The sequence below is a fragment of the Citrobacter sp. Cpo148 genome (assembly GCF_030332375.1).
In the GTDB taxonomy this organism is placed as follows: Bacteria; Pseudomonadota; Gammaproteobacteria; order Enterobacterales; family Enterobacteriaceae; genus Citrobacter; species Citrobacter portucalensis.
The window spans coordinates 70,031-95,137 of sequence record NZ_JAOWHY010000050.1 but is presented as its reverse complement, the minus strand read 5'-3'; the positions used below and the strand labels follow the sequence as shown (position 1 = coordinate 95,137).

The window sequence follows — 25,107 nt, the reverse complement described above, 5'->3', positions numbered from 1 at the left end:
TGCCGGGGGCGCTTCGCTTGCCCGGCCTACGTTTATGCACTCTTGTAGGCCGGATAAGGCGCTAGCCGCATCCGGCATTTTTATCAGGACGCCAGCGACAGCTGGTGCTTCTCAATGTACTCCGCCAGCCACTGGGTCATACGCGACTGCTGCTCAGCATTCAGCCACATACCTTCTTTCGTGCGACGCCACAACGCATCTTCCGCACGACGAACCCATTCATGATCGACCAGATATTTCAGTTCGGCCTCATAAAACTCATGGCCAAAGTCTTCACCTAACTCGGCAAGCGAGGTGGCTTCGCCGATAACCCATTCGGTGTTGCTGCCGTAGGTGCGAGAATAATGGCGTGCCAGCGACTCGGTCAGGAACGGGTAGCGACGGCGCAGTTTGGCCGCGTAATCTTCGCGATCGCCGCCAATGTCACCGCCTGGCAGAATGCACTCTTTCGTCCATGCCGGACCAATTCCTTGGTAGTACGATGCCAGTTTTTCCATCGCGTGCTCAGCCAGCTTACGATAGGTGGTCAGCTTACCGCCAAAGACCGACAGCAACGGCGCTTTGCCGTTTTCGTCGTGGATATCCAGCGTGTAATCACGGGTGATCGCCTGCGGTGAGTCAGACTCGTCATCGCACAGCGGACGCACGCCCGAGTAAGTCCAGACGATATCATCACGACCCAGTTGTTTCTTAAAGTGTGCGTTGTAGACCTTCAGCAGGTAATTGATTTCGCTTTCATCAATTTTCACTGCTTTCGGATCGCCTTTGTATTCAACGTCTGTCGTCCCGATGATCGAGAATTCGTCCATCCATGGGATAACAAACACGATACGCTTATCTTCGTTCTGCAGAATATAAGCTTGCTTCTGGGTATGTACGCGCGGCACTACGATGTGGCTGCCTTTAATCAGGCGAATGCCGTACGGTGATGGCAGGTGCATACCGTCGTCGAAGAACTCTTTCACCCACGGACCGGTGGCGTTGACCAGGCCACGCGCCTGCCAGGTGTATTTTTTGCCGGTATCGATATCTTCAGCTTCAACAATCCACAAACCATTTTCACGGCGAGCAGAAGTGGCGCGAGTGCGGGTTAATACTTCTCCGCCTTTACGTACAACCATTTGGGCGTTTGCCAAAACCAGTCGCGCATCGTCTACCCAGCAGTCAGAATATTCGAAACCGCGCACAATCTCAGGTTTCATTACGGAATCTGCGCCAAAACGCAAACCGGTAGAACTTGGCAAACTAGTGCGTTTGCCCAGATGATCGTACATAAACAAACCAATGCGGATCATCCACGCCGGACGCAGATGCGGGCGGTGGGGCAGACGAAAACGCATCGGGAAGGCGATATGCGGTGCCATTTTCAACAGCACTTCACGTTCGGCCAGCGCTTCGCTTACCAGACGAAATTCGTAGTGTTCCAGGTAGCGCAGGCCACCGTGGATGAGTTTGGAGCTAGCGGAAGAGGTGGCGCAGGCTAAATCCTGCGCTTCCAGCATCAGCACGGATAAACCGCGTCCAGCGGCATCTGCCGCGATACCGGCACCGTTGATGCCTCCACCTATCACAATCAGATCTTTGGTTTCCATGCTGGCCTCTCGCACTTTCGTTATAGCTCATTAATGTTCGTTATCGAGCATAATAGCAAAGAATCGCGCCATTGGTAACATCGGATAAACAATTTACAGTGATACATATAACATTATGGCGTTTAACTGCCGTCGGGACGTACACTAAGCAGTAACATGTCCGAAAAGCATCACCTGCCATATAAAGAAGAGAGAGCAATGGATCAGTTTGAATGTATTAATGTCGAAGAAGCGCATCAGAAGCTGCATCAGGGGAGCGCGGTGTTAGTGGATATCCGTGATCCGCAAAGCTATGCCATGGGTCATGCCCCGCAGGCGTTTCATCTGACGAACGACACGCTGGGGTCATTTATGCGCGAGCATGATTTCGACACCGCCGTGTTGGTGATGTGTTATCACGGCAACAGCAGTAAAGGCGCGGCGCAATATCTTCTTCAGCAAGGCTATGACGCGGTTTACAGCGTTGATGGCGGCTTCGACGCCTGGCATCGACATTTTCCGGCAGAAGTGGCATACGGTTCGTAAGCTAACAAAGATGCAGCCTGAAACGGGCAGGATATATATACTGTCCTCTTTTGTGTGGAATAAGCGACAGCAACCATGTTGATGATTACCTCTTTTGCTAACCCCCGCGTGGCGCAGGCATTTGTTGATTATATGGCGACACAGGGCGTTATCCTGACGATTCAACAACATCAGCAAACGGATGTCTGGCTGGCGGATGAGTCCCAAGCCGAGCGCGTGCATGCTGAACTGGCGCGATTTCTGGAGAATCCGGGCGATCCGCGCTACCTAGCGGCAAGCTGGCAGTCGGGTCAGACCGACAGCGGTCTGCACTACCAGCGTTATCCGTTCCTGGCCACATTGCGCGAACGCGCAGGCCCGGTAACCTGGTTGGTAATGGCCGCGTGTGTGCTGGTGTTTATCGCGATGAACGTGCTGGGCGACCAGGCGGTGATGCTCTGGCTGGCATGGCCGTTTGACCCTTCGCTGAAATTTGAATTCTGGCGTTATTTCACCCACGCTTTTATGCACTTCTCGCTGATGCATATTCTGTTCAACCTGTTGTGGTGGTGGTATCTCGGCGGTGCGGTTGAAAAGCGTCTGGGCAGTGGAAAACTGATTGTTATTACCGTGATCAGCGCACTATTGAGCGGCTATGTTCAGCAGAAATTTAGCGGCCCGTGGTTTGGTGGACTGTCTGGCGTGGTATATGCGCTGATGGGCTACGTGTGGTTGCGCGGCGAGCGCGATCCGCAAAGCGGTATTTTCCTGCAGCGTGGTTTGATTATCTTTGCTTTGATCTGGATTGTTGCCGGCTGGTTTGATCTATTCGGCATGTCGATGGCGAATGGCGCTCATATCGCCGGATTGGCAGTGGGTCTGGCAATGGCGTTTGCCGATACGATGAATGTGCGGAAACGAACTTTGTAGGCCGGATAAGCGTTAGCGCATCCGGCAAAATTTCAGGGAACACTAATGAAGCAAACACAACGACATGACGCGATCATCGAGCTGGTAAAAAAACAGGGATACGTCAGTACTGAAGAGCTGGTGGAGCATTTCTCCGTCAGCCCGCAGACGATTCGCCGCGATCTTAACGATCTGGCCGATCAGAACATGATTTTGCGCCATCACGGCGGCGCGGCGCTGCCATCCAGCTCGGTCAACACCCCGTGGCATGACCGTAAAGCGACGCAGACGGCGGAAAAAGAGCGCATTGCCCGCAAAGTTGCCACGCAAATCCCGAACGGCTCAACGCTGTTTATTGATATCGGAACCACGCCGGAAGCGGTGGCTCACGCGCTGCTTAATCACAGCAATTTACGCATTGTGACCAACAACCTCAATGTGGCGAACACGCTGATGGCGAAAGAGGATTTCCGCATAATCCTCGCCGGTGGTGAACTGCGTAGCCGCGACGGCGGTATTATGGGCGAAGCGACCCTCGACTTTATTTCTCAGTTCCGTCTGGACTTCGGTATCTTAGGGATCAGCGGCATCGACAGCGATGGTTCTCTGCTGGAGTTTGATTATCACGAAGTTCGTACCAAACGCGCGATCATTGAGAATTCACGGCATGTGATGCTGGTGGTGGACCACTCGAAGTTTGGGCGTAACGCGATGGTGAATATGGGCAGCATCAGCATGGTGGATGCGGTGTATACCGACACGCTGCCGCCTGCTGGTGTGATGCAGGTGATTGCTGACCATCATATCCAGTTAGAGCTGTGCTAAGGTAATTCCAGGCCTGATAAGCGTTGCGTATCAGGCATTAACTAAACGCCGTACCCCATCATCTTCAGCAGCTTCTGCGCATGTTGCACCGCATCCTGGCGATGTGCGACGCCGAGCTTTTGGTACAAATTGCGGATGTGCGTCTTGATGGTCGTTGCCGCGACGGCGAGCTCACCGGCGATCTGCTCGTTGCTGTAGCCTGAATAAATCAGTCCCAGAACCTGCCATTCGCGCTGGGTCAGCGGGCTGGTGCGGATAAGCTCTGGCACTTCCGGGTGAGTAAGCAGACGCTCAACGAATCCTTCATCGAAGTGGGCAAATTTATGGCGGTGGTGCTGGTTAATCTCACGCAAAATGCGCTGGGCGCGGTGCTGATCGAGTTCCGGTAAGGTATTGAGCTGAATCAGCTGACGCAGTTGTTGCGCCATGGCCTCGCCTTCGATAACAAAGTGGCTGATAAACCCGGTACGGTTCGCCAGCTGTAGGGCGTCGAGTAACACACGCTGGGCGTCATTTTTGCGCCCTGCCTGCCAGTAGAGCTGATTAAGCAGCAACAGGTTGCGGTTCAGATCGCTCATCAGGCGCAGGTTGCGCGCATTTTCATTCAACTCTTCCAGCACAATCTCAGCCGGTTCAAACTCGCCGAGCAGGATTTGTGCACGAGCGATGTTGCGCCACTGGCTTTGCAGGAAGTGGTTATTGGCGAATTCTGGTTTCGGCGTGTGGCGCAGCCAGTTGGCGGCCGAGTTTTTGTCGCCCACCATTTGCCAGTAAATCACCCGCACCTTATCGGCGTTGGAGATCCAGTCGCTGTGATAGTGACCGTTGCCCAACAGGTTTTCCAGACGGTTGAGCAGGCTGCGAGCGTTATCGAGATCGCCCCGTGCCAGTGAACACTGAACCAGCAACGCCAGACACTGTAGCTGTTGCTGCGGCTGGAAAGTGGAAAGCAGTTCAATACCGCTACGGGCAGAAGCTTCTGATTCATCCAGACGCGCCCATGCCCACAGTAGCTGCGCGCGAATACGTACCAGGAATTCGTGCATCGGCAGCTGTTCCAGGTGCTGTTCTTTGATCAGCTGGAACGCTTTTTCCTGAGTTTCCCAGGCGGCCTGTAAAAAGCCCTGGGCAAACAAAATTTCGCTTTGCTGGATAAGGCTCCACAGCGCGTAATGCCAGACGTCATGATGACGCGCCATTTGCTCGGTTTGCTGCATTAACGCCAGAGAGCGCGTGAGATCGCCCTTACAGTGCAGGACTTCGCCGTGCACCGAGGTAGCGACGATCCGGCTATAGAACCAGGCGATGGGTAACTCATCCAGCGCCAGTTTCGCCAGGCGTTCGGCTTCGTCAGGGTTGCCGTCGTTAATCGCTACCTGCGCCCGTAAAGCGTTGAATTCGGCGTGCAGTGTTGGCTCCATGTCGCCTTTCATTTCCTGCTCTGCGCGCGCCAGCAAGGTGTTAACCTCTCCGTAGCGGTGCTGGCTTTGCATCAGCCAGGCTTGCAACAGAACCAGACGCGGATTTTCCAGCAGGCTTTCCCACGGCAGGGCTTTCAGCGACTCTTCCAGTAACGTCAGCTCGCTATGGTTAAACAGTCCCCACGCATGATTAAGCAGGATATCGCGCAGCATATGGGCGTCGCCGGCCGCCAGCGCGTGGTGGATAGCTTCGCTGGGGAAGCCTTGCGCCATCCAGCTTTCAGCTGCGGCGCGGTGTATTTCGGGCAGTTCGTTCGCCAGCTCCCATTGGCAGCGCTGGCGTAAAAAGCTGCCAAACAGCGGGTGATAGCTGAACCACTCGCCAACGTCATCCATTCGCTGCAGGAATAACCCCTGGCGCTCAATTTCTTCCAGCCGCATCTGGCCGTTTTCTTCCCCGGTAACGCGGACGATTAGCGCATCGTTCATGGAACGCAGAATGGCGCTTTTCAGCAGGAAGTGACGGGTGCCGAGGTCGACGCTGTCCAGCACTTCATCAACCAGATAATCGGACAAATGGCTGGCGTTGATCCCCGCGAGGCGTCGTGCCGACTGGTGCGCGGAGTGATTGTTCTGGCGGGCGGAAAGGGCGATCAGTTGTAATGCCGTGGCCCAGCCAGCAACGTCATCGCACATCCGGCTGCTTTCAGCCGCTTCGATGGGGGAGGACAAACGTCGGTCGAAAAATTGTTTGGCTTCCTGATGGTTAAAGGCTAACTGTTGGCTGCCTATCTCCAGCAGCTGGTCGCGTACCCGCAGGTTGGCAATACCCAACTGCGGCAGGTTGCGCGACAGCACGACCAGCGTGAGGTTCTCAGGCTGATGACGCAGGAAGAAACGCATCGCTTCGTGAATGGCCGGATTAGAGATCAGATGATAATCATCTACTACCAGGTAGAGCGGGCGGTGCCACTCGGCCAGTTCGATAAATAGCTGGGCAAACAGTGACGTCAGGCTGGCGTACTGACGTTTTTGCACCATCGCTTCGCTGGTGGTGCAGTGTCCACCGGTTGCCTGTTGGATAGCGGCGATCAGATAACTGGCAAAGCGCTCTTGCTGATTATCGCCCTCATCCAGAGAATACCAGCCTAAATCATTTTTCCCTGCCGCCCATTGTGAAACCAGCGTCGTTTTTCCATAACCAGCAGGACTTGTTATCAGGGCAAGCCTGAAATTGTTCGCGCCGGAAAGTTTAGCCAACAGGCGCTCACGAACCACCGTATGGTCGAGTCGAACCGGACGACTTAATTTAGACGGAATCAACATAAGTTAGTCACTTCACTGTGTGAAAATAGGGAAGAATGATTTTTTTTGCGCTTCGTAATTAATAGATATAAGGTCGGCCAGATTGGTGTTTTATGCAAGCTAAGCGGACTTTTTGTGTGTCTGATTTTGCACTATGTCACAAATCTATACATCTATTGCAATAAATGCTTTAAAGAGTCGCAACAGGCGTGGCGACTGGATCCGTCGTTATTTTAACAGTGTTGAAAAATCCCTCTCTTTTTATATGGTTACTCAAATAGCTAATGAATATCACCGAATTTTGTGGCCGACTTAAAAGTTTTATGTGAACTATCTTATCCGGCACAGATATTTCAGGTTAGAAACTATTTCCCTATTTACACATTGTTTCTCATCGTCATATCGCTATTTGATATTGTCGATTAATCCTTTGTTACTAATGCGTCATCCGAAGAGCGTTATGCGGGGTTTGCGCGAATTTACGGGCAATTACCTCCCCTTTAAGTGGTGACGATCACACTTTTATGCTCATCCCCGCTCCTCCTCCCTCCCTAATCCGTGCCAGGATGAGGAATGTCAACAACGAGCCAGGCAAACTAGCGATAACGTTGTTTTATTACCTAAGGATCTGGAACCCCTATGTCACAGCCTACTTTCAACAAAGATCAATTTCAGGCTGCCCTGACGCGTCAGTGGCAGCGCTTCGGTTTACTGTCGGCTCAAGAAATGACGTCGCGCCAGTGGTGGCAGGCAGTGAGTGGGGCGTTGGCTGAGTTACTCAGCGCCCAGCCTGCGGCGAAACCGGCAAAAAATCAGCGTCACGTTAACTACATCTCGATGGAGTTTTTGATTGGTCGCCTGACCGGCAACAATTTACTCAACCTCGGCTGGTATCAGGCGGTGAGCGATGAGCTGAAAGCGCATGACGTCAACCTGACTGATCTGCTGGAAGAAGAGATCGATCCGGCGTTGGGTAACGGTGGATTGGGACGCCTGGCGGCCTGCTTCCTTGATTCGATGGCGACAGTCGGCCAGTCGGCGACGGGCTATGGCCTCAACTACCAGTACGGCCTGTTCCGTCAGTCGTTTGCCGATGGCCAACAAATGGAAGCCCCGGATGACTGGCATCGTGGCAGCTACCCGTGGTTCCGTCACAACGAGGCGCTGGATGTGCAGGTTGGGATTGGCGGCAAGGTCACCAAAGAAGGGCACTGGGAGCCAGGGTTTACTATCACCGGCCAGGCCTGGGATCTGCCGGTTCTCGGTTACCGTAACGGCGTAGCGCAACCGCTGCGTCTGTGGCAGGCCAGCCATGCGCACCCGTTTAACCTGACCAAATTTAATGACGGCGATTTCCTGCGCGCAGAGCAGCAGGGCATCGACGCTGAAAAACTGACGAAAGTGCTGTACCCGAACGATAACCACACCGCGGGTAAAAAGCTGCGCCTGATGCAGCAGTACTTCCAGTGCGCCTGCTCCGTAGCCGACATTCTGCGCCGCCATCATCTGGCAGGGCGTAAGCTGCACGAACTGGCTGATTACGAAGTCATTCAACTTAACGATACTCACCCGACTATCGCGATCCCTGAACTGCTGCGCGTGCTGATTGATGAGCACCAGATGAGCTGGGACGATGCGTGGGCGATTACCAGCAAGACCTTCGCTTACACCAACCACACCCTGATGCCGGAAGCGTTAGAGTGCTGGGATGAGAAACTGGTGAAAGCACTCCTGCCGCGCCACATGCAAATCATCAAAGAAATTAACGACCGCTTTAAGACGTTGGTTGATAAAACCTGGCCGGGTGATGCTGAAGTATGGGCGAAGCTGGCAGTGGTGCACAATAAACAGGTGCGTATGGCCAATATGTGCGTGGTCAGCGGTTTTGCGGTCAACGGCGTGGCGGCGCTGCACTCCGATCTGGTGGTGAAAGATCTGTTCCCGGAATATCACCAGCTCTGGCCGAACAAATTCCATAACGTCACTAACGGGATTACTCCGCGTCGCTGGATTAAGCAATGCAACCCGGCGCTTGCCGCACTGCTGGATAAATCGCTGAAAAAAGAGTGGGCTAACGACCTCGACCAGCTGATTAACCTGGAAAAATACGCGGACGATGCGAAGTTCCGTCAGCAGTATCGTGACATCAAGCTGGCGAACAAAGAGCGTCTGGTAAAGTTTATTAAAGCGCGTACCGGTATTGAAATAACGACTAACGCTATCTTTGATATTCAGATTAAACGTCTTCATGAGTACAAGCGCCAGCACCTGAATCTGCTGCATATTCTGGCGTTGTACAAAGAAATCCGTGAGAACCCGCAGGTAGATCGCGTGCCGCGCGTATTCCTGTTTGGCGCAAAAGCTGCTCCGGGTTACTACCTGGCGAAAAATATCATCTTCGCCATCAACCAGGTTGCACAAACCATCAATAACGACCCGAAAGTCGGTGACAAGCTGAAGGTCGTCTTCCTGCCGGATTATTGTGTCTCGGCGGCGGAAATGCTGATCCCGGCGGCGGATATCTCTGAGCAGATTTCAACCGCAGGGAAAGAGGCTTCCGGCACCGGTAACATGAAGCTGGCGCTGAACGGTGCGTTAACCGTAGGTACGCTGGATGGCGCAAACGTCGAAATCGCCGAGAAGGTGGGTGACGAGAATATCTTTATCTTTGGTCATACTGTGGAAGAGGTGAAGGCGCTCAAAGCCAAAGGCTACGACCCGGTGAAATGGCGTAAAAAAGACAAAGTGCTGGATGCTGTCCTGAAAGAGCTGGAAAGCGGGAAATACAGCGATGGCGACAAGCATGCCTTTGACCAGATGCTGCACAGTATCGGCAAGCAGGGCGGCGACCCGTATCTGGTGATGGCGGACTTCGCGGCCTACGTTGAAGCTCAGAAGCAGGTTGACGTGTTGTATCGTGACCAGGATGCCTGGACCCGGGCGGCGATTCTGAATACCGCGCGTTGCGGCATGTTCAGCTCGGATCGCTCCATCCGCGATTATCAGGCTCGTATCTGGCAGGCGAAACGTTAAGGAATCGCGATGGAAAGCAAACGTCTGGATAATGCCGCGCTGGCGGCGGGGATCAGCCCCAATTACATTAATGCCCACGGTAAACCGCAGTCTATTGGCGCCGAAACCAAACGGCGTTTGCTTGACGCCATGCATCGCACCACCGCTGCCACTCAGGTGGCGGTAACCCCGGTGCCGAATGTCATGGTCTATACCGCTGGCAAGAAAATGCCGCTGGCGGTTGAGGGAAGCGGAGAGTTTAACTGGCTGCTGACCACCGAAGAGGGCGTGCAGCACAAAGGGCATGCCGTCGGCGGTAAATCTTTTAACCTTCCGGCGAAGCTGCCGGAGGGGTATCACACGTTGACCCTGACCCAGGGCGAGCTGCGTTCCCATTGTCGTATCATCGTGGCACCAAAGCGCTGCTATGAACCGCAGGCGTTGTTAGCCGGGAAGAAGCTGTGGGGCGCATGTGTTCAGCTCTACACCCTGCGATCGGAAAAGAACTGGGGGATTGGCGACTTCGGCGATCTCCGCACCATGCTGGTGGATGTGGCGCAACGCGGCGGCGCGTTTATCGGGCTTAATCCGATTCACGCGCTGTATCCGGCGAATCCGGAGAGTGCCAGCCCGTACAGCCCGTCGTCGCGTCGCAGGTTGAACGTTATTTATATTGATGTAAACGCCGTAGATGATTTCCGTCTGAGTAAAGAGGCGCAGGCGTGGTGGAAGAAACCCGCGACTCAGCAAGCTCTGCAACGCGCGCGCGATGCCGAGTGGGTTGATTATTCTGCCGTTACCGCACTGAAGATGACGGCGCTACGTATGGCGTGGAAAAGCTTCTCTGCGCGTGATGATGAGCAGATGGCGGCATTTCGCCAGTTTGTGGCTCAGGAAGGGGATAGCCTCTACTGGCAGGCGGCCTTTGATGCGCTGCATGCGCATCAGGTGAAAGAGGACGCATTGCGCTGGGGCTGGCCGGTGTGGCCAGAAGCTTTTCAGTCAGTGGACTCGCCAGAGGTAAAACGCTTCTGCGAAGAACATCGTGATGACGTAGATTTCTACCTGTGGTTACAGTGGCTGGCGTATACCCAGTTTGCTGACTGCTGGAAAACCAGCCAGGGCTTTGCAATGCCAATAGGGCTGTATCGCGACCTGGCCGTTGGCGTGGCCGAAGGCGGGGCGGAAACCTGGTGCGACCGCGAGTTGTATTGCCTGAAAGCTTCCGTTGGCGCACCGCCGGATATTCTCGGTCCGCTTGGGCAAAACTGGGGACTGCCGCCGATGGATCCGCACATCATCACGGCACGCGCCTACGAACCGTTTATCGAACTGCTGCGCGCCAATATGCAGAACTGCGGCGCGTTGCGTATCGACCATGTCATGTCGATGCTGCGTCTGTGGTGGATCCCTTACGGTGAAACTGCCGATCACGGTGCCTACGTGCATTATCCGGTCGATGATTTGCTTTCAATTCTGGCGCTGGAAAGTAAACGTCACCACTGCATGGTGATTGGTGAAGATCTGGGTACCGTGCCGGTGGAGATCGTCAGCAAGCTGCGTGACAGTGGCGTCTACTCCTACAAAGTGCTTTATTTTGAGAATGACCATGAGAAAAACTTCCGTGCGCCGAAAGCGTACCCGGAACAATCAATGGCAGTCGCGGCGACGCATGACCTTCCTACGCTTAAAGGTTATTGGGATAGCGGCGATCTGACGCTAGGTAAAGCACTGGGCCTGTATCCGGATGAAGTCGTGCTGCGCGGGTTGTATCAGGACCGGGAACTGGCGAAACAAGGGCTGCTGGACGCGCTGCACAAATACGGCTGCCTGCCAAAACGTGCCGGTCACAAGGCGTCCCTGATGTCGATGACGCCGATTCTGAATCGCGGCATGCAACGCTACATCGCTGACAGCAACAGTGCGCTGCTGGGCCTGCAACCGGAAGACTGGCTGGATATGGCTGAGCCGGTCAACATTCCGGGGACCAGCGACCAGTACAAAAACTGGCGGCGTAAGCTCACCGCCACGCTGGAGCAGATGTTTGCCGATGAGGGCGTGAATAAGCTGATTAAGGATTTGGATAAGCGGCGAAAAGCGGCCGCGAAGAAGAAGTAAGAAAGCCGGGGATTTCCCCGGCTTTTTTATGGTGATGGCTCGTAGCACGTAGGCCTGATAAGCGTAGCGCCATCAGGCTCAGTTTTATCAGACCACCATACCCAGCAGCAGACACCCTACCAGACCGCAGACGGAGATAATGGTTTCCAACATTGACCATGACTTGATGGTTTCACCGATGGTCAGGTTGAAGTACTCCTTGAACAGCCAGAACCCAGGATCGTTCACGTGGGAGAAGATGACGGAACCGGAACCAACCGCAATAACCATCAGCTCAGGGCTTACGCCGGTCGTTGCAATCAGCGGTGCCACAATCCCACCTGCAGTAATCGCTGCAACGGTCGCGGAACCCAGTGCGATACGCAGTACTGCAGCGATAGACCATGCCATCAGCAGCGGAGAAACGTTAGAGCCGTGCATCATTGAAGCGATGTATTTGTCCACGCCGCTATCAACCAGAACCTGTTTGAAGGCACCGCCACCACCGATGATCAACAGCATCATCGCGATGATTTTGATTGAGGACACCAGCGTGTCGTTAATCTGATCCATCGAACGTCCGCGGTTCAGACCAAAAGTGAACATCGCAATCAGCACCGCAATCAGCGTTGCCATGACCGGGTCACCGAGGAATTCTGCAACCGTCAGGAAAGCATGACCTTTCGGCAGAATCATCTCCGCCACAGCGCGCATTGCCATCAGGATAACCGGGACCAGAGAGGTCCAGACGCTGACGCCAAAGCCTGGCATCTCTTCTTCAGTGAAGGTTTTTGCGCTGTACAGACCTTCCGGGATTGGCTTATCGATGCCTTTCAGGAAACGCGCGTATACCGGACCGGCGAGAATAACGGTCGGGATTGCCAGAATCGTACCAAACAGCAGAGTTTTACCCATATCTGCGTGGAAAATGGTGGCAATAGCGGTTGGACCCGGGTGCGGTGGCAGGAAGCCGTGAGTAACGGACAGCGCAGCCGCCATCGGCACACCAACGTACAGCAGCGGGATGTTAGCAGCGGCAGCAATGGTGAATACCAGCGGCAGCATCAGCACGAAGCCGACTTCGTAGAACAGGGCAAAACCGACGGTGAATCCGGTTAATACCACTGCCCACTGAATGTGTTTTTTGCCGAATTTAGCAATCAGCGTGGTTGCGATGCGCTGTGCGCCGCCGCAGTCCGCCAGCATTTTGCCCAGCATGGCGCCAAAACCCATAATCAGGGCGAGGCTGCCAAGGGTTCCGCCGACGCCGGCTTTAATCGAACCGATGACTTTATCCAGTGGCATCCCTTGCATCAATCCGACAGCAAGCGCCACCAGGACGAGAGCGATGAAGCCGTTCATTTTGAAACGGATCATCAGGAGGAGTAACAAGATTACACCGATAGCAACGATGACTAATGGCATGATTTACCTGGCCTTTACTTTGTTATGGGTAACGTCAGTGTTTAGATGACAAATTCCGATTGTCCCGACCGGGAACAGAGTATTCTCAGCACCAATGCTGGTTGCCTTCAAAACTAATCAGTTTAACTGGCTATTATGTGTGTGTTAGGTGCTGACACGAATGATACGGGTAACATGCTACGCTTGAAAATCACCTGGACAGGCAAAATTTAAAATATGAGAAGCTGGTCAAATTATGCGGGGGATTGTTGCAGGATAAATGCGAAGAAATGTTGGGGTGTAAGCCGGAGACCGCGATTACGCTACCACCCGGCATTAATGCCCGATAGCGACGCGGGTGCGTCTTATCGGGCCTACGGATACTCTACAGGTTCGGGCGTTAGTAGTAAGAGTGCTCGCCGCGCTGGTGTTCGGTTAAATCGCGAACGCCTTTCAGTTCAGGGAATTCAGCCAGCAGCTGCTTCTCTATACCTTCTTTCAGCGTTACATCTACCATTGAACAGCCGTTACAGCCGCCGCCAAACTGCAGAATGGCGTAGCCTTCATCGGTGATTTCCATCAGAGAGACACGACCACCGTGGCCAGCCAGCTGTGGGTTGATCTGCGATTGCAGCATGTACTCCACGCGTTCCATCAGCGGCGCATCATCGGCAACTTTACGCATTTTGGCGTTTGGTGCTTTCAGGGTCAGCTGGGAGCCTAACTGGTCGGTAACGAAATCGATTTCTGCATCTTCCAGATACGGTGCGCTCAGTTCATCAACATATGCGGTCAGCAGGTCAAATTTAATGGCGGTGTCGGTTGCTTCCACGGCGTCCGGCGGACAATAAGAAACGCCGCATTCAGCGTTAGGCGTGCCGGGATTAATCACAAATACGCGGATTTGTGTCCCTTCTTCCTGATTTGCCAGCAGTTTGGCAAAGTGCGCTTGTGCAGCATCGGAAATATGGATCATAGTAATGGCCTAATAGTTGACTATTTTACTTGGTTATAATACGCCCATCATCGAGGCTCTACAAGGTTCGACACAGGCACCATACCTGGACAGTCGCCGCGCCGTTGCGTAAAAGCAGCTGCGCGATTTCCGCGACGGTACTTCCGGTAGTGACGACATCATCCACAATAACCATATGGAGTCCCTGCACCGGCAATTCAAGGCGAAAGGCATTTTTCAGGTTACGTTTACGTAATCGGGCGCTGAGATGGTGTTGTGTGGCGGTTGCCCGAACCCGCGAGATGGTCCGGCTGTCCCAGTCGCAACCCAGCCAGCGTGCCAGCGGACGGCACAGTAAATCGCTCTGATTAAACCCTCTGCGCCAGTGTCGGCGTTGCCAGAGCGGGACGCTGACCAGCCTGTCCGGTAGAGGAAGGCCGCTGGTGCGCCGGGCCTGTAGTACCTCCAGCAACAACAAACGTGAAAGAGCTGAGGCTGTTTCGCTGCGTCGTGAAAACTTGAGCTGGTGGATAAGCCCGCTCAACGGCGGAACATAGTCGCTGACGGTAACCAGTCTCTGCCACGGCGGCGGTTTTTGCAGGCAGCGCCCACAGGGAATGACGGTATGAGCGGCAGGGAGTCCACATTGAGGGCACAGGCTGGCGTGTTGACGCGTTGCCCGCGTACAGACTGAGCAGATCCCCCAATGCCCTAATGTCAGGGGCATTCGGCATAGCCAGCACAATCCCGGTACTGTTAGCATAGATGCATCCTTTCAGGCTAAAAGAGAACAATAACTGATGAATGACATCTGGTGGCAGACCCAGGGTTCGGGAAATTGCCATCTTGTGCTGCTGCACGGATGGGGACTGAATGCGCAAGTGTGGCATTGCATAAGCGAGGAACTGAGCTCGCATTTTACGCTGCATCTTGTCGACTTACCGGGATTTGGTCGTAGCCAGGGTTTCGGTGCAATGTCGCTGGAAGAGATGGCTGAGCGGGTATTGAAACAGGCACCGGAGAAAGCTATCTGGCTCGGCTGGAGTCTGGGCGGGCTGGTCGCGAGTCAGGTGGCGTTAACGCATCCTGAGCGTGTTCAGGCGCTGGTGACCGTCGCGTCTTCTCCTTGCTTTAGCGCGCAGGATGAGTGGCCGGGAATCAAGCCAGAGGTGTTGGCAGGCTTCCAGCAGCAGCTGAGCGAAGATTTCCAGCGTACGGTGGAGCGTTTTCTGGCATTGCAAACGATGGGCACAGAAACTGCGCGTCAGGATGCGCGAGCGCTGAAGAAAACGGTACTGGCTTTACCCATGCCGGACGTCGAGGTGCTCAATGGTGGACTGGAGATCCTGAAAACGGTCGATCTGCGAGAACCGCTGTGCGCGGTGGAAATGCCTTTCCTGCGGTTGTACGGCTATCTTGACGGGCTGGTGCCGCGCAAAGTCGTCCCAATGCTGGATGCACTGTGGCCGCAGAGCGAGTCTTTGGTGTTTGCCAAAGCGGCGCATGCGCCGTTTATCTCGCATCCCGCCGAATTCTGTGCAGCGCTTGTGGCGTTAAAACAGAAACTATAAATTTGATGTGTTGCCCGGTGGTGCCATGCTCGCCGGGCCTGAGATTAATGGCTGCGCGTAGCCAGATCCTCAGCGGTCAGGCCAGTGATTCTGAAGATGGTTAGTGGGTCTATACCATCAGCCAGCATAGTTGATGCAATACGTAATGCTTCCTCTCGTTTGCCTTGTTGCAGACCCGTTTGTAACCCCTCCTGTAACCCTTCTTGCAACCCTTTCCTATGGCCTTCCTGAAGACCATTAAGGTGCCCTTCCTGTCGTAATCTTTCGGCGATAGTCATCAACTTGTCCTTATGTTGGGGTAAACGTTCGGCGACTTCATGAAGAAACTCGCCAAAATGTGTGGTGTTACCGGCCTGCATTAAATAATTAAACAAGGCTTTCAACTGGTTGTCATTAGCGTGTCCTTTAACAAGCAGGATGGCCAGTTTTTCTACCAGCCCCATCAAATCGCGTTTACGAATATGCTTTTGGATGAGCTCCAACAGCGCCATCCGGCGATGCTGCATAATCTCGTCATCGGGCACAACAGTGATATCGATCAGTGGAAACGCGGTGCTATACCTGAGAAAAAAGATGACGAGACTCTACTTCCCAGGTTACCAGTAATCATCCACGGATTAATAATGATGCGTGGCTGGCTGGAAGATAGATCTTTTTTGCTGAAATAATGAAATCTGTGTGGAATCCATTACGCAAAAAAGCCGGATATCAGCGTAAACGCGCTATCCGGCCTGGACGTTTGCATCATTTGTAGGCCGGATAAGCGTAGCGCCATCCGGCAAAGAGCATCTGATTAGCGTAAAGCCCACCACTCGCGCAGGCAGGCTTTACCTTCCGGGCAACTTTTGCAGCTTCCGGAAAGACACCCGTCGGCATCTTCCTGAATCCGCACCGCTTTGCCCATTTTTTCTAACTGATTCAGCATGGCGTCAATCATGGGCTGCGGGGTATGCAGCGTGTGGCTAATTTGTGTCGCCTCCATGCGCCCCCGCAAAGCCAGTAAATCACGAACCTGAATAAGCGATGCCATTGTCGATAACCTTAGTGGCAATCGCCAGTCGTGCTGGAACAGCAGGAACTCGCCGTTCTGTTGGTTGCCAGCAGTGCGAGGTCCACGCGGCTGCGAGCTCGACGCAGCAGGCCCAGCAACACGATGTTAAACAGGATGACCGCTAAAATGCACACCAGGCTGTAGGTCGGGTGCTCTTTGTAGCTGACCGTCTGATAAAACAGCGTCGACAGAGAGTAGGCGATATTCAGGCCCCACAGAATCGAGAAGCTCATCCAGCCACGGCTGGATTCACGTGCGATAGCGCCCATCACTGAAATGCACGGTACATACAGCAGAACAAAGATCAGATAGCTGTACGCGGCGGCGGCGCTGCCAAATTTCTCGCCCATCACGCCCATTGCACCGGTAGCCATTTCACCGTCGCCCTTGCTGGCTTCGATAGGGTTAGCCAGCACGCTCAGGCTGAAAGTGTCTTTCAGGCTTTGCCAGGTTTCATCTACCGCGCCGAGCAGCTCGTCACCGAGGTGGAAATCTGCCGGGTTGAACTCTTCTTCCTGAATGTTTTCTGCGGTATAGAGCGTGTTCAGCGTACCGACAACCACTTCTTTCGCCATCGCGCCGGTGAACAGACCTACGGTTGCCTGCCAGTTATCTTCGTGAACACCAATCGGTTTAAAGACTGGGGTAATGACGCGGCTAACGGAAGCCAGAGCAGAGTCGTTGATATTGTCGACGATTTTCCCGCTCAGTGAGAAGCTGTTAAACGCGCTGAGGAAAATACTGACGATGATGATGACTTTACCTGCACGCAGAACGAAGCCTTTCAGACGTTGCCAGGTTTGAATGATCAGACTCTTAATGTGCGGTACGTGATATACCGGCAGTTCCATCACAAACGGCGTTGCTTCGCCACGCATGATGGTGTGTTTGAGCATCAGGCCGGTCAACACCGCCATGACGATACCCAGTACGTACAGCGAGAAGACCGCCAGCGCGCCGTTCTGACCAAAGAACGCGGCGGCAAAGACGGCGAAAATCGCCAGACGTGCGCCACAGGACATAAACGGCGCCATCATGATGGTCATCAGACGCTCACGCGGGGCGTCCAGCGTACGTGCGCCCATCACTGACGGTACGTTACAGCCAAAGCCGACGATCAGCGGGACGAACGATTTGCCCGGCAGTCCCAGCGCCTGCATCAGACGGTCCATCACAAACGCAGCGCGCGCCATGTAGCCGGAGTCTTCAAGGAAGGAGAGGAACAGATACATCATGCCGATTTGCGGCACCAGCGGCAGCACGGTGTTAATCCCGCCGCCAAGGCCCTGGGCCAGGAAGATGGTCAGCCAGTCCGGGAAATGCAGCGTATAGCCAATCCACTGAATACCATGGATAAAGAGTGCCACGGAGCCAACATCAAACAACGGCTGCAGCGCGCCGCCAATGTTGATGGCAAGCAGGAACATCAGGTACATCACGAACAGGAAAATCGGCAGACCGAGGAAGCGGTTGAGGATAATTTTATCTACCGCGGTGGTGAAACGGCTCGGCTCTGCCGTCAGGGTATTACTGACGGTATCGCAGATAGCGGCAATGCACTGGTAACGTGCATCGGCAATATGTAGCGCCGGGTCGTCCATTGTCTCGCTCAGGCGAGCAACAGCGGCATCAAGGTTTTGTGCTGCATCACCGGCGTAAGCACGGCTGTAGATATCGCCTTCGAGCATCTGCAGGCCTAGCCAGCGGCGCTGTTTAAGCGGCATATCTTTGGCCATTGCGTCGGCGAGGGAATCAGCTTCTTGCAGCAGCGGCTGGGCATAATGGACCAGCTCAACGGTGTCGTTTTCTTTGTAGCGATCGATCGCCAGCTTCAGTGCTTCAATGCCGCGGGCGCGGGTGGAAACCAGTGGAACCACCGGACAGCCAAGACGAGCGGAGAGGGCGTCGATATCGATACGGATTTGCTGTTTCTCAGCAATATCCAGCATGTTCAGTGCGACGATGCAGGGAATACCCAGCTCAAGCAGTTGCAACGTCAGGTAGAGGTTGCGTTCAAGGTTTGAAGCATCGACCACGTTGATCAAGAGATCCGCGTCGCCGCTTAAAATATAGTGACAGGCAATCTGCTCATCGAGAGAGGTTTGGGATGAGATTGTCGTCAGAGAATAGGTGCCGGGTAAATCGACCAGCGTGACCTGGTGGTCCGTCGTGGCGAAATGGCCTTCTTTACGCTCAACGGTAACGCCAGCCCAGTTGCCTACACGCTGGCGCGCGCCGGTGAGCTGGTTGAATAAGGTTGTCTTGCCGGAATTAGGATTACCAATTAAACCAATGGTTAGTTTTTTCATTTTTATAGACTCACTGTATTAACAGGAAACCGCTTCCACTTCTAATAACGCCAGATCCTTCTTACGCAATACCAGACTTACGCGACGCGTTTCGATATGAATAGGATCGCCGAGCGGGGCGACGCGTACCACGTTGAAGGATGAGCCGGGTAGCATGCCAAGTGACAACAGTTTCTGACGATAAGCCGGGCTGATTTCACGGGCAAAACCGGTAATTTTCCACGCACTGTCAGGAGTGAATTGCATAGGGACCTACTTATATCTCGCTAACTGGATGATAACCTCATGGGGCGACAGGGCGGCATGAGACCAGATGATTAGCCAACGTAAGGAAAGAGTAAATAATCAACAAATCAATGATAATGAGAATGGTTTCTATCATCAATAGAATAAGTGTGACGGAATGTACAATTAGATAATAATTTGAGCCAATTTTGATATTCCTCAATATTTATTCTGGTTGGAAACGAGTGATTCGCGGAAGTAATTATTGGGGATCTTAATGTTTAATTAAGGTTTCATCTGTTAATGAAGTGATAAATATATTGTGGTGCAACGCGGGGCATAGATTAAATATGCCGGATGACGACACTCATGCGCCTTATCCGGCCTACAAATTAATTGTGATAACCTGGCCGGACAGGGCGTTTACACCACCATCCGGCACACGGTTTAAACTTAGCGTTTTTTACCCATTGCCGCAGCCAGCGCATCCATCATCGCGCTGTTGCCCGCAGGCTGTGCGTCACGGCCACGCGGTTTCGCCGCTTTTGGTGCCGGGCGATTGCCCTGAGTGCGATCGTTATTCCCGCCGCCGCGACGCGCATTGGTTTCACCCGGCTGCTCGTCCAGACGCATGGTCAGCGCGATACGCTTACGCTGCAGGTCCACTTCCAGCACTTTCACCTTCACAATGTCGCCTGCTTTCACCACGGTGTGCGGATCTTCGACGAACTTATTCGACAGCGAAGAGATATGCACCAGACCATCCTGATGAACGCCGATATCAACAAACGCGCCGAAGTTGGTGACGTTGGTGACTGCCCCTTCCAGAATCATTCCCGGCAGCAGATCGTTCATGGTTTCTACACCATCGGCAAACTGCGCGGTTTTAAATTCAGGACGCGGATCGCGGCCCGGCTTTTCCAGCTCTTTGATGATGTCGGTGACGGTCGGCACCCCGAAGCGTTCGTCGGTAAAATCAGCGGCTTTCAGATTACGCAGTTCGCTGCTGTTACCCATCAGGTCACGCAACGATTGCTCGGTGGCGGCCAGAATGCGTTCCACAACCGGATAAGCTTCCGGGTGAACGGTTGAGGCATCCAGCGGGTTATCGCCGTGGTTGATACGCAGGAAGCCCGCGCACTGTTCAAAGGCTTTAGGCCCAAGACGGCTGACTTTTAACAGTTGCTGACGGTTCTGGAATTGACCGTTCTCATCACGCCAGGCAACGATATTCTGCGCCATCATGCGCGTCAGACCAGCAACACGGGTCAGCAGCGGTACGGAGGCGGTATTCAGATCGACGCCGACGGCGTTCACGCAGTCTTCCACCACCGCATCCAGCTTACGCGCCAACTGAGTCTGGCTTACGTCGTGCTGATACTGGCCCACGCCGATAGATTTCGGATCGATTTTCACCAGCTCAGCCAGCGGATCCTGCAGACGACGGGCGATAGACACCGCACCGCGCAGAGATACGTCGAGGTCCGGGAACTCCAGCGCCGCCAGTTCGGATGCGGAGTAAACCGACGCGCCGGCTTCACTGACGATCACTTTCTGCGCGGTCACTTGCGGGAACTGCTTTTGCACGTCGAGGAAGAAACGCTCGGTTTCGCGCGACGCCGTACCGTTACCAATCGCCACCAGTTCAACGTTGTGTTTTTCACACAGCGCCGCAACGGCAACGGCGGCTTTGGCGGCCTGACCGGTATGCGGATAAATGGTGTCGGTCGCGACCAGCTTGCCGGTACCGTCAACCACTGCCACTTTTACACCGGTACGCAGACCTGGATCGAGGCCCATGGTGGCGCGCAGCCCGGCCGGAGCGGCCATCAGCAGGTCATGCAGGTTACGGGCAAAGACGTTGATAGCTTCATCTTCCGCACGTTCGCGCACGGTACCCATCAGCTCCGTTTCGAGGTGCATCAGCACCTTGATGCGCCAGGTCCAGCTAACCACGCCTTTACGCCAGCTGTCTGCTGGGGCATTGTTCAGGCGTAGTCCCAGGTGATCCCGGATAATCTGCTCGCCATGGCTCTCTTTTGGTGGCTCATCGAATTGCGGATCGGCATTCAGTGAAAGTTGCAACACGCCTTCGTTACGGCCACGGAACATGGCCAGCGCACGGTGGGATGGCACGGTAGAAATCGGTTCGTGGTGATCAAAGTAGTCGCGGAACTTAGCGCCTTCCTCTTCTTTACCGCTTACCACGGTGGCGACCAGGTGGGCGTTTTTCCACAAATAATCACGTACTTTCGCCAGCAGAGCAGCGTCTTCAGCGAAGCGCTCCATTAGAATGTAGCGCGCGCCGTCGAGGGCGGCTTTGGTATCCGCCACGCCGTTTTCGGCGTTGAGATATTTTGCGGCTTCCGTTTCCGGGTCGTGAGACGGTTCGTTCCACAGCAGGTCTGCCAGCGGCTCCAGTCCGGCCTCAATGGCGATCTGCCCACGGGTGCGGCGCTTAGGTTTGTACGGCAGATAGAGGTCTTCGAGTTCGGTCTTACTTAACGTGCCGTTGATCGCTTTCGCCAGATCGTCGGTCAGTTTGCCTTGCTCGCCGATAGATTTCAGGATTGCCTGACGGCGGTCTTCCAGTTCACGCAGATATCCCAGACGGGTTTCCAGATTACGCAGTTGCGTATCGTCCAGACCGCCGGTGATTTCCTTACGATATCGTGCGATAAACGGCACGGTGTTCCCTTCGTCAAGCAGGCGAACGGCAGCTTCTACCTGTTCAGCACGAGCCTGAATTTCACCTGCGATAATGCGGCAGAAAGAATCATTCATCATGGATAGCTTCGTCTATAGGATAAAAAATCAGGGGATAGTTATACGGATTGACTGGCAAAAATGCCAGCCATCTGCCGGGGCTTCGGATTGTTCCGGTCTCACTTCACGTATTCAATCTCATTCACGTACCAGCTGGCTTCGCCACCTGGGGTGTTTACTACTGCGAGATCGCCGACCTCTTTTTTCAATAGCGCCCGCGCCATTGGTGAGTCGATTGAGATGTAATCCTTACGACCGAAGATCTCATCGTAGCCAACAATACGGAATTTGCGGATGTCGCCATCGTCATTTTCAATCTCAACCCATGCGCCAAAGAAGACTTTGCCTTCCTGCTGTGGGGAGTAATCGACGATTTTTAGATTCTCCATGCACTTGGTCAAATAACGGACGCGGCGGTCGATCTCACGCAGGCGCTTTTTATTATACTGGTAGTCGGCATTTTCGCTGCGGTCACCCAGACTTGCGGCCCAGGTAACTTTTTTGGTGACTTCCGGGCGCTCTTCACGCCAGAGATAATTCAGCTCTTGTTTAAGTTTTTCATACCCTTCACGGGTTATCAGGGGCGTTTTCATCTTATTGTTTTACCTTCGACTCTGTGATGATGCGCACAATTAGTATTACGTGAGCATATCAACAGAATAAATAATGTATTGCGAGAAACATTGTATACTTAAGCTGCTGTTTAATATGCTTTGTAACAATTTAGCCTGGAATTCATACCAGAATTCGCTGGTGACTCACGTTAGCTTTCTTAAGAATATACACTTAATTGTTGCGAACCTTTGGGAGTAATAACAATGCAAGAGAACTATAAGATTCTGGTGGTCGATGACGACATGCGCTTGCGTGCGCTTCTGGAGCGTTATCTGACCGAGCAGGGCTTCCAGGTTCGAAGCGTCGCAAACGCTGAGCAGATGGATCGTCTGCTGACCCGTGAGTCCTTTCACCTGATGGTGCTGGATTTAATGCTGCCGGGAGAAGATGGCCTGTCTATTTGCCGTCGCCTGCGCAGCCAGAGCAACCCGATGCCGATCATTATGGTCACAGCGAAGGGTGAAGAAGTTGACCGTATCGTAGGGCTGGAAATCGGCGCCGACGATTACATCCCGAAACCGTTTAACCCGCGTGAGCTGCTGGCACGTATTCGTGCAGTTCTGCGTCGTCAGGCGAATGAACTGCCGGGCGCACCTTCTCAGGAAGAAGCGGTTATCGCTTTTGGTAAGTTCAAGCTGAACCTTGGTACGCGTGAAATGTTCCGCGAAGATGAGCCGATGCCGCTCACCAGCGGGGAATTTGCGGTACTGAAAGCGCTGGTAAGCCACCCGCGCGAGCCGCTGTCCCGCGACAAGCTGATGAACCTCGCCCGTGGTCGTGAATATTCCGCGATGGAACGTTCTATCGACGTCCAGATCTCCCGTCTGCGCCGCATGGTGGAAGAAGATCCGGCTCATCCACGCTACATTCAGACCGTATGGGGTTTGGGCTACGTCTTTGTTCCGGACGGTTCTAAAGCATGAGGCGAATGCGCTTCTCACCACGAAGTTCGTTTGCCCGCACGTTATTGCTCATCGTCACCTTGCTGTTTGCCAGCCTGGTGACGACATACCTGGTAGTGCTGAACTTCGCGATTCTGCCGAGCCTCCAGCAGTTTAATAAGGTCCTGGCGTACGAAGTTCGTATGCTGATGACCGATAAACTGCAGCTGGAGGACGGTACGCAACTGGTGGTGCCGCCCGCATTCCGCCGGGAAATTTATCGTGAGCTGGGTATTTCTCTCTATTCCAACGAGGCCGCTGAAGAGGCCGGACTGCGTTGGGCGCAACACTATGAATTCTTAAGCCATCAGATGGCGCAGCAGCTGGGTGGCCCAACGGAAGTCCGCGTTGAGGTCAACAAAAGCTCGCCGGTCGTGTGGCTGAAAACCTGGCTGTCGCCCAATATCTGGGTACGCGTGCCGCTTACAGAAATTCATCAGGGTGACTTCTCGCCGCTGTTCCGCTATACGCTAGCGATTATGCTGCTGGCTATCGGTGGGGCGTGGCTGTTTATCCGTATCCAGAACCGGCCATTGGTGGATCTTGAACATGCGGCGCTGCAGGTGGGGAAAGGTATCATTCCGCCGCCGTTGCGTGAGTATGGCGCTTCAGAGGTGCGCTCCGTAACCCGAGCCTTTAACCATATGGCCGCGGGCGTGAAGCAGCTGGCCGATGACCGTACGCTGTTAATGGCAGGCGTGAGCCACGATTTACGTACCCCGCTGACGCGTATTCGTCTGGCGACGGAAATGATGGGCGAAGAGGACGGTTATCTTGCGGAGTCCATCAATAAGGACATCGAAGAGTGTAACGCCATCATCGAGCAGTTCATCGATTACCTGCGTACCGGTCAGGAGATGCCAATGGAGATGGCTGATCTGAACTCGGTGCTGGGTGAAGTGGTTGCGGCAGAAAGCGGCTACGAACGTGAAATCGAAACTGCGCTGCTGCCGGGCAGCATTCAGGTGAAGATGCACCCGCTGTCGATCAAGCGTGCGGTTGCCAATATGGTGGTCAACGCCGCCCGCTACGGCAACGGCTGGATTAAGGTCAGTAGCGGAATGGAGCAGCATCGCGCCTGGTTCCAGGTAGAAGATGATGGTCCGGGCATCAAGCCGGAGCAGCGTAAGCACCTGTTCCAGCCGTTTGTCCGCGGCGACAGCGCGCGCAGTACCAGCGGCACGGGCCTGGGGCTGGCGATTGTGCAGCGTATTATTGATAACCATAACGGTATGCTGGAGATTGGTACCAGTGAACGCGGTGGGCTGTCGATTCGTGCATGGCTTCCGGTTCCCTTCACTCGCGCGCCGGGCAACACGAAAGACGCATAACAAAGAGAGGCGAAATGCCTTAATGCTCGTCAGTTAAGCATGTATGGTGAACATGTGATTCTTGCTCAGGGTTCCGTTCACCTCAGCGATGTCATTTCTCTGAAGCGCTGATGCCCGTGAACGTGCAAGGAAGGCTCACCGCCGCCTCCCTTGCAACCCAGGCTCCCGGCGGGAAAATCGTCGCTGCGCGAGTTATTCGTCTTATGCCGTCTGCCTGTCGGGTCGGGGCCGAGCCTGCATCCATGCAGGCCATCCCCTCTGCCCGCATCCCTGC

General features: G+C 54.1%; 18 protein-coding genes and 1 pseudogene. 8 read left to right on the top strand and 11 right to left on the bottom strand.

What is annotated here, in order from left to right; translation table 11 throughout:
* Positions 1 to 83 precede the first annotated feature (83 nt).
* Entirely contained in the window at positions 84 to 1,592 is a 1,509-nt protein-coding gene (glpD, locus tag OGY10_RS21785; RefSeq protein WP_008786343.1) for a glycerol-3-phosphate dehydrogenase, read from the bottom strand.
* Positions 1,593 to 1,790: 198 nt separating this feature from the next.
* On the opposite strand from glpD, the gene glpE reads away from it, so the two are divergent.
* From glpE to OGY10_RS21770, 3 genes are all read left to right on the top strand, one after another.
* A complete protein-coding gene (glpE, locus tag OGY10_RS21780; RefSeq protein ID WP_003827629.1) occupies positions 1,791 to 2,117 on the top strand; it encodes a thiosulfate sulfurtransferase GlpE in 327 nt (108 codons plus the stop codon).
* Between the two features lie 75 nt (positions 2,118 to 2,192).
* Positions 2,193 to 3,026, top strand: coding sequence for a rhomboid family intramembrane serine protease GlpG (glpG, locus tag OGY10_RS21775; RefSeq protein WP_032945236.1), 834 nt, complete (start codon positions 2,193 to 2,195; stop codon positions 3,024 to 3,026).
* A 45-nt stretch (positions 3,027 to 3,071) separates the two neighbouring features.
* Positions 3,072 to 3,830, top strand: coding sequence for a DeoR/GlpR family transcriptional regulator (locus tag OGY10_RS21770; protein WP_003023499.1), 759 nt, complete (start codon positions 3,072 to 3,074; stop codon positions 3,828 to 3,830).
* A 41-nt stretch (positions 3,831 to 3,871) separates the two neighbouring features.
* Here OGY10_RS21770 and malT read toward each other — a convergent pair whose 3' ends face one another.
* Positions 3,872 to 6,577, bottom strand: a complete 2,706-nt coding sequence (gene malT / locus OGY10_RS21765) for an HTH-type transcriptional regulator MalT (protein ID WP_003827634.1) — start codon at positions 6,575 to 6,577, stop codon at positions 3,872 to 3,874.
* A gap of 618 nt (positions 6,578 to 7,195) precedes the next feature.
* Here malT and malP point away from each other — a divergent pair.
* Entirely contained in the window at positions 7,196 to 9,589 is a 2,394-nt protein-coding gene (gene malP, locus OGY10_RS21760) for a maltodextrin phosphorylase (protein WP_191226704.1), read from the top strand.
* Positions 9,590 to 9,598: 9 nt separating this feature from the next.
* Positions 9,599 to 11,686, top strand: a complete 2,088-nt coding sequence (malQ, locus tag OGY10_RS21755) for a 4-alpha-glucanotransferase (protein WP_191226705.1) — start codon at positions 9,599 to 9,601, stop codon at positions 11,684 to 11,686.
* Between the two features lie 87 nt (positions 11,687 to 11,773).
* Here the strand turns inward: malQ and gntT are convergent, their stop codons facing one another.
* The 3 genes from gntT to gntX all read right to left on the bottom strand — a co-directional run bounded on the left by gntT (position 11,774) and on the right by gntX (position 14,787).
* Positions 11,774 to 13,090 carry a gluconate transporter gene (gene gntT / locus OGY10_RS21750; protein WP_003023507.1) on the bottom strand — a complete coding sequence of 439 codons (1,317 nt, stop codon included), beginning with the start codon at positions 13,088 to 13,090 and terminating at the stop codon, positions 11,774 to 11,776.
* A 379-nt stretch (positions 13,091 to 13,469) separates the two neighbouring features.
* Positions 13,470 to 14,045, bottom strand: a complete 576-nt coding sequence (gene nfuA / locus OGY10_RS21745; protein WP_003023509.1) for a Fe-S biogenesis protein NfuA — start codon at positions 14,043 to 14,045, stop codon at positions 13,470 to 13,472.
* A gap of 58 nt (positions 14,046 to 14,103) precedes the next feature.
* Entirely contained in the window at positions 14,104 to 14,787 is a 684-nt protein-coding gene (gntX, locus tag OGY10_RS21740) for a DNA utilization protein GntX (RefSeq protein WP_008786337.1), read from the bottom strand.
* Positions 14,788 to 14,824: 37 nt separating this feature from the next.
* Between gntX and bioH the strand changes: the two genes are divergently transcribed.
* A complete protein-coding gene (bioH, locus tag OGY10_RS21735; protein WP_191226706.1) occupies positions 14,825 to 15,595 on the top strand; it encodes a pimeloyl-ACP methyl ester esterase BioH in 771 nt (256 codons plus the stop codon).
* Between the two features lie 44 nt (positions 15,596 to 15,639).
* On the opposite strand, the pseudogene OGY10_RS21730 reads toward bioH, so the two are convergent.
* The 6 genes and pseudogenes from OGY10_RS21730 to greB form a co-directional block, all read right to left on the bottom strand.
* A pseudogene (locus OGY10_RS21730) lies at positions 15,640 to 16,155 on the bottom strand (Rpn family recombination-promoting nuclease/putative transposase); the annotation flags it as partial.
* A gap of 233 nt (positions 16,156 to 16,388) precedes the next feature.
* Complete coding sequence (gene feoC, locus OGY10_RS21725; RefSeq protein ID WP_003023516.1) at positions 16,389 to 16,625, bottom strand: [Fe-S]-dependent transcriptional repressor FeoC; 237 nt, start codon at positions 16,623 to 16,625, stop codon at positions 16,389 to 16,391.
* 11 nt (positions 16,626 to 16,636) lie between these two features.
* Entirely contained in the window at positions 16,637 to 18,955 is a 2,319-nt protein-coding gene (feoB, locus tag OGY10_RS21720; RefSeq protein WP_003827652.1) for a Fe(2+) transporter permease subunit FeoB, read from the bottom strand.
* 18 nt (positions 18,956 to 18,973) lie between these two features.
* Positions 18,974 to 19,201: a ferrous iron transporter A gene (gene feoA / locus OGY10_RS21715; protein WP_003023519.1), complete on the bottom strand. Its 228-nt coding sequence runs from the start codon at positions 19,199 to 19,201 to the stop codon at positions 18,974 to 18,976.
* A 432-nt stretch (positions 19,202 to 19,633) separates the two neighbouring features.
* Positions 19,634 to 21,967, bottom strand: a complete 2,334-nt coding sequence (locus tag OGY10_RS21710) for a Tex family protein (RefSeq protein WP_191226707.1) — start codon at positions 21,965 to 21,967, stop codon at positions 19,634 to 19,636.
* A 98-nt stretch (positions 21,968 to 22,065) separates the two neighbouring features.
* Positions 22,066 to 22,539: a transcription elongation factor GreB gene (greB, locus tag OGY10_RS21705; RefSeq protein ID WP_003023524.1), complete on the bottom strand. Its 474-nt coding sequence runs from the start codon at positions 22,537 to 22,539 to the stop codon at positions 22,066 to 22,068.
* A 225-nt stretch (positions 22,540 to 22,764) separates the two neighbouring features.
* Here greB and ompR point away from each other — a divergent pair, with 225 nt between their 5' ends.
* Both ompR and envZ read left to right on the top strand, forming a co-directional pair.
* A complete protein-coding gene (gene ompR / locus OGY10_RS21700; RefSeq protein WP_001157751.1) occupies positions 22,765 to 23,484 on the top strand; it encodes an osmolarity response regulator transcription factor OmpR in 720 nt (239 codons plus the stop codon).
* Entirely contained in the window at positions 23,481 to 24,833 is a 1,353-nt protein-coding gene (envZ, locus tag OGY10_RS21695) for a two-component system sensor histidine kinase EnvZ (RefSeq protein WP_003827658.1), read from the top strand. The genes ompR and envZ overlap by 4 nt, the downstream gene beginning before the upstream one ends.
* Positions 24,834 to 25,107 lie beyond the last annotated feature (274 nt).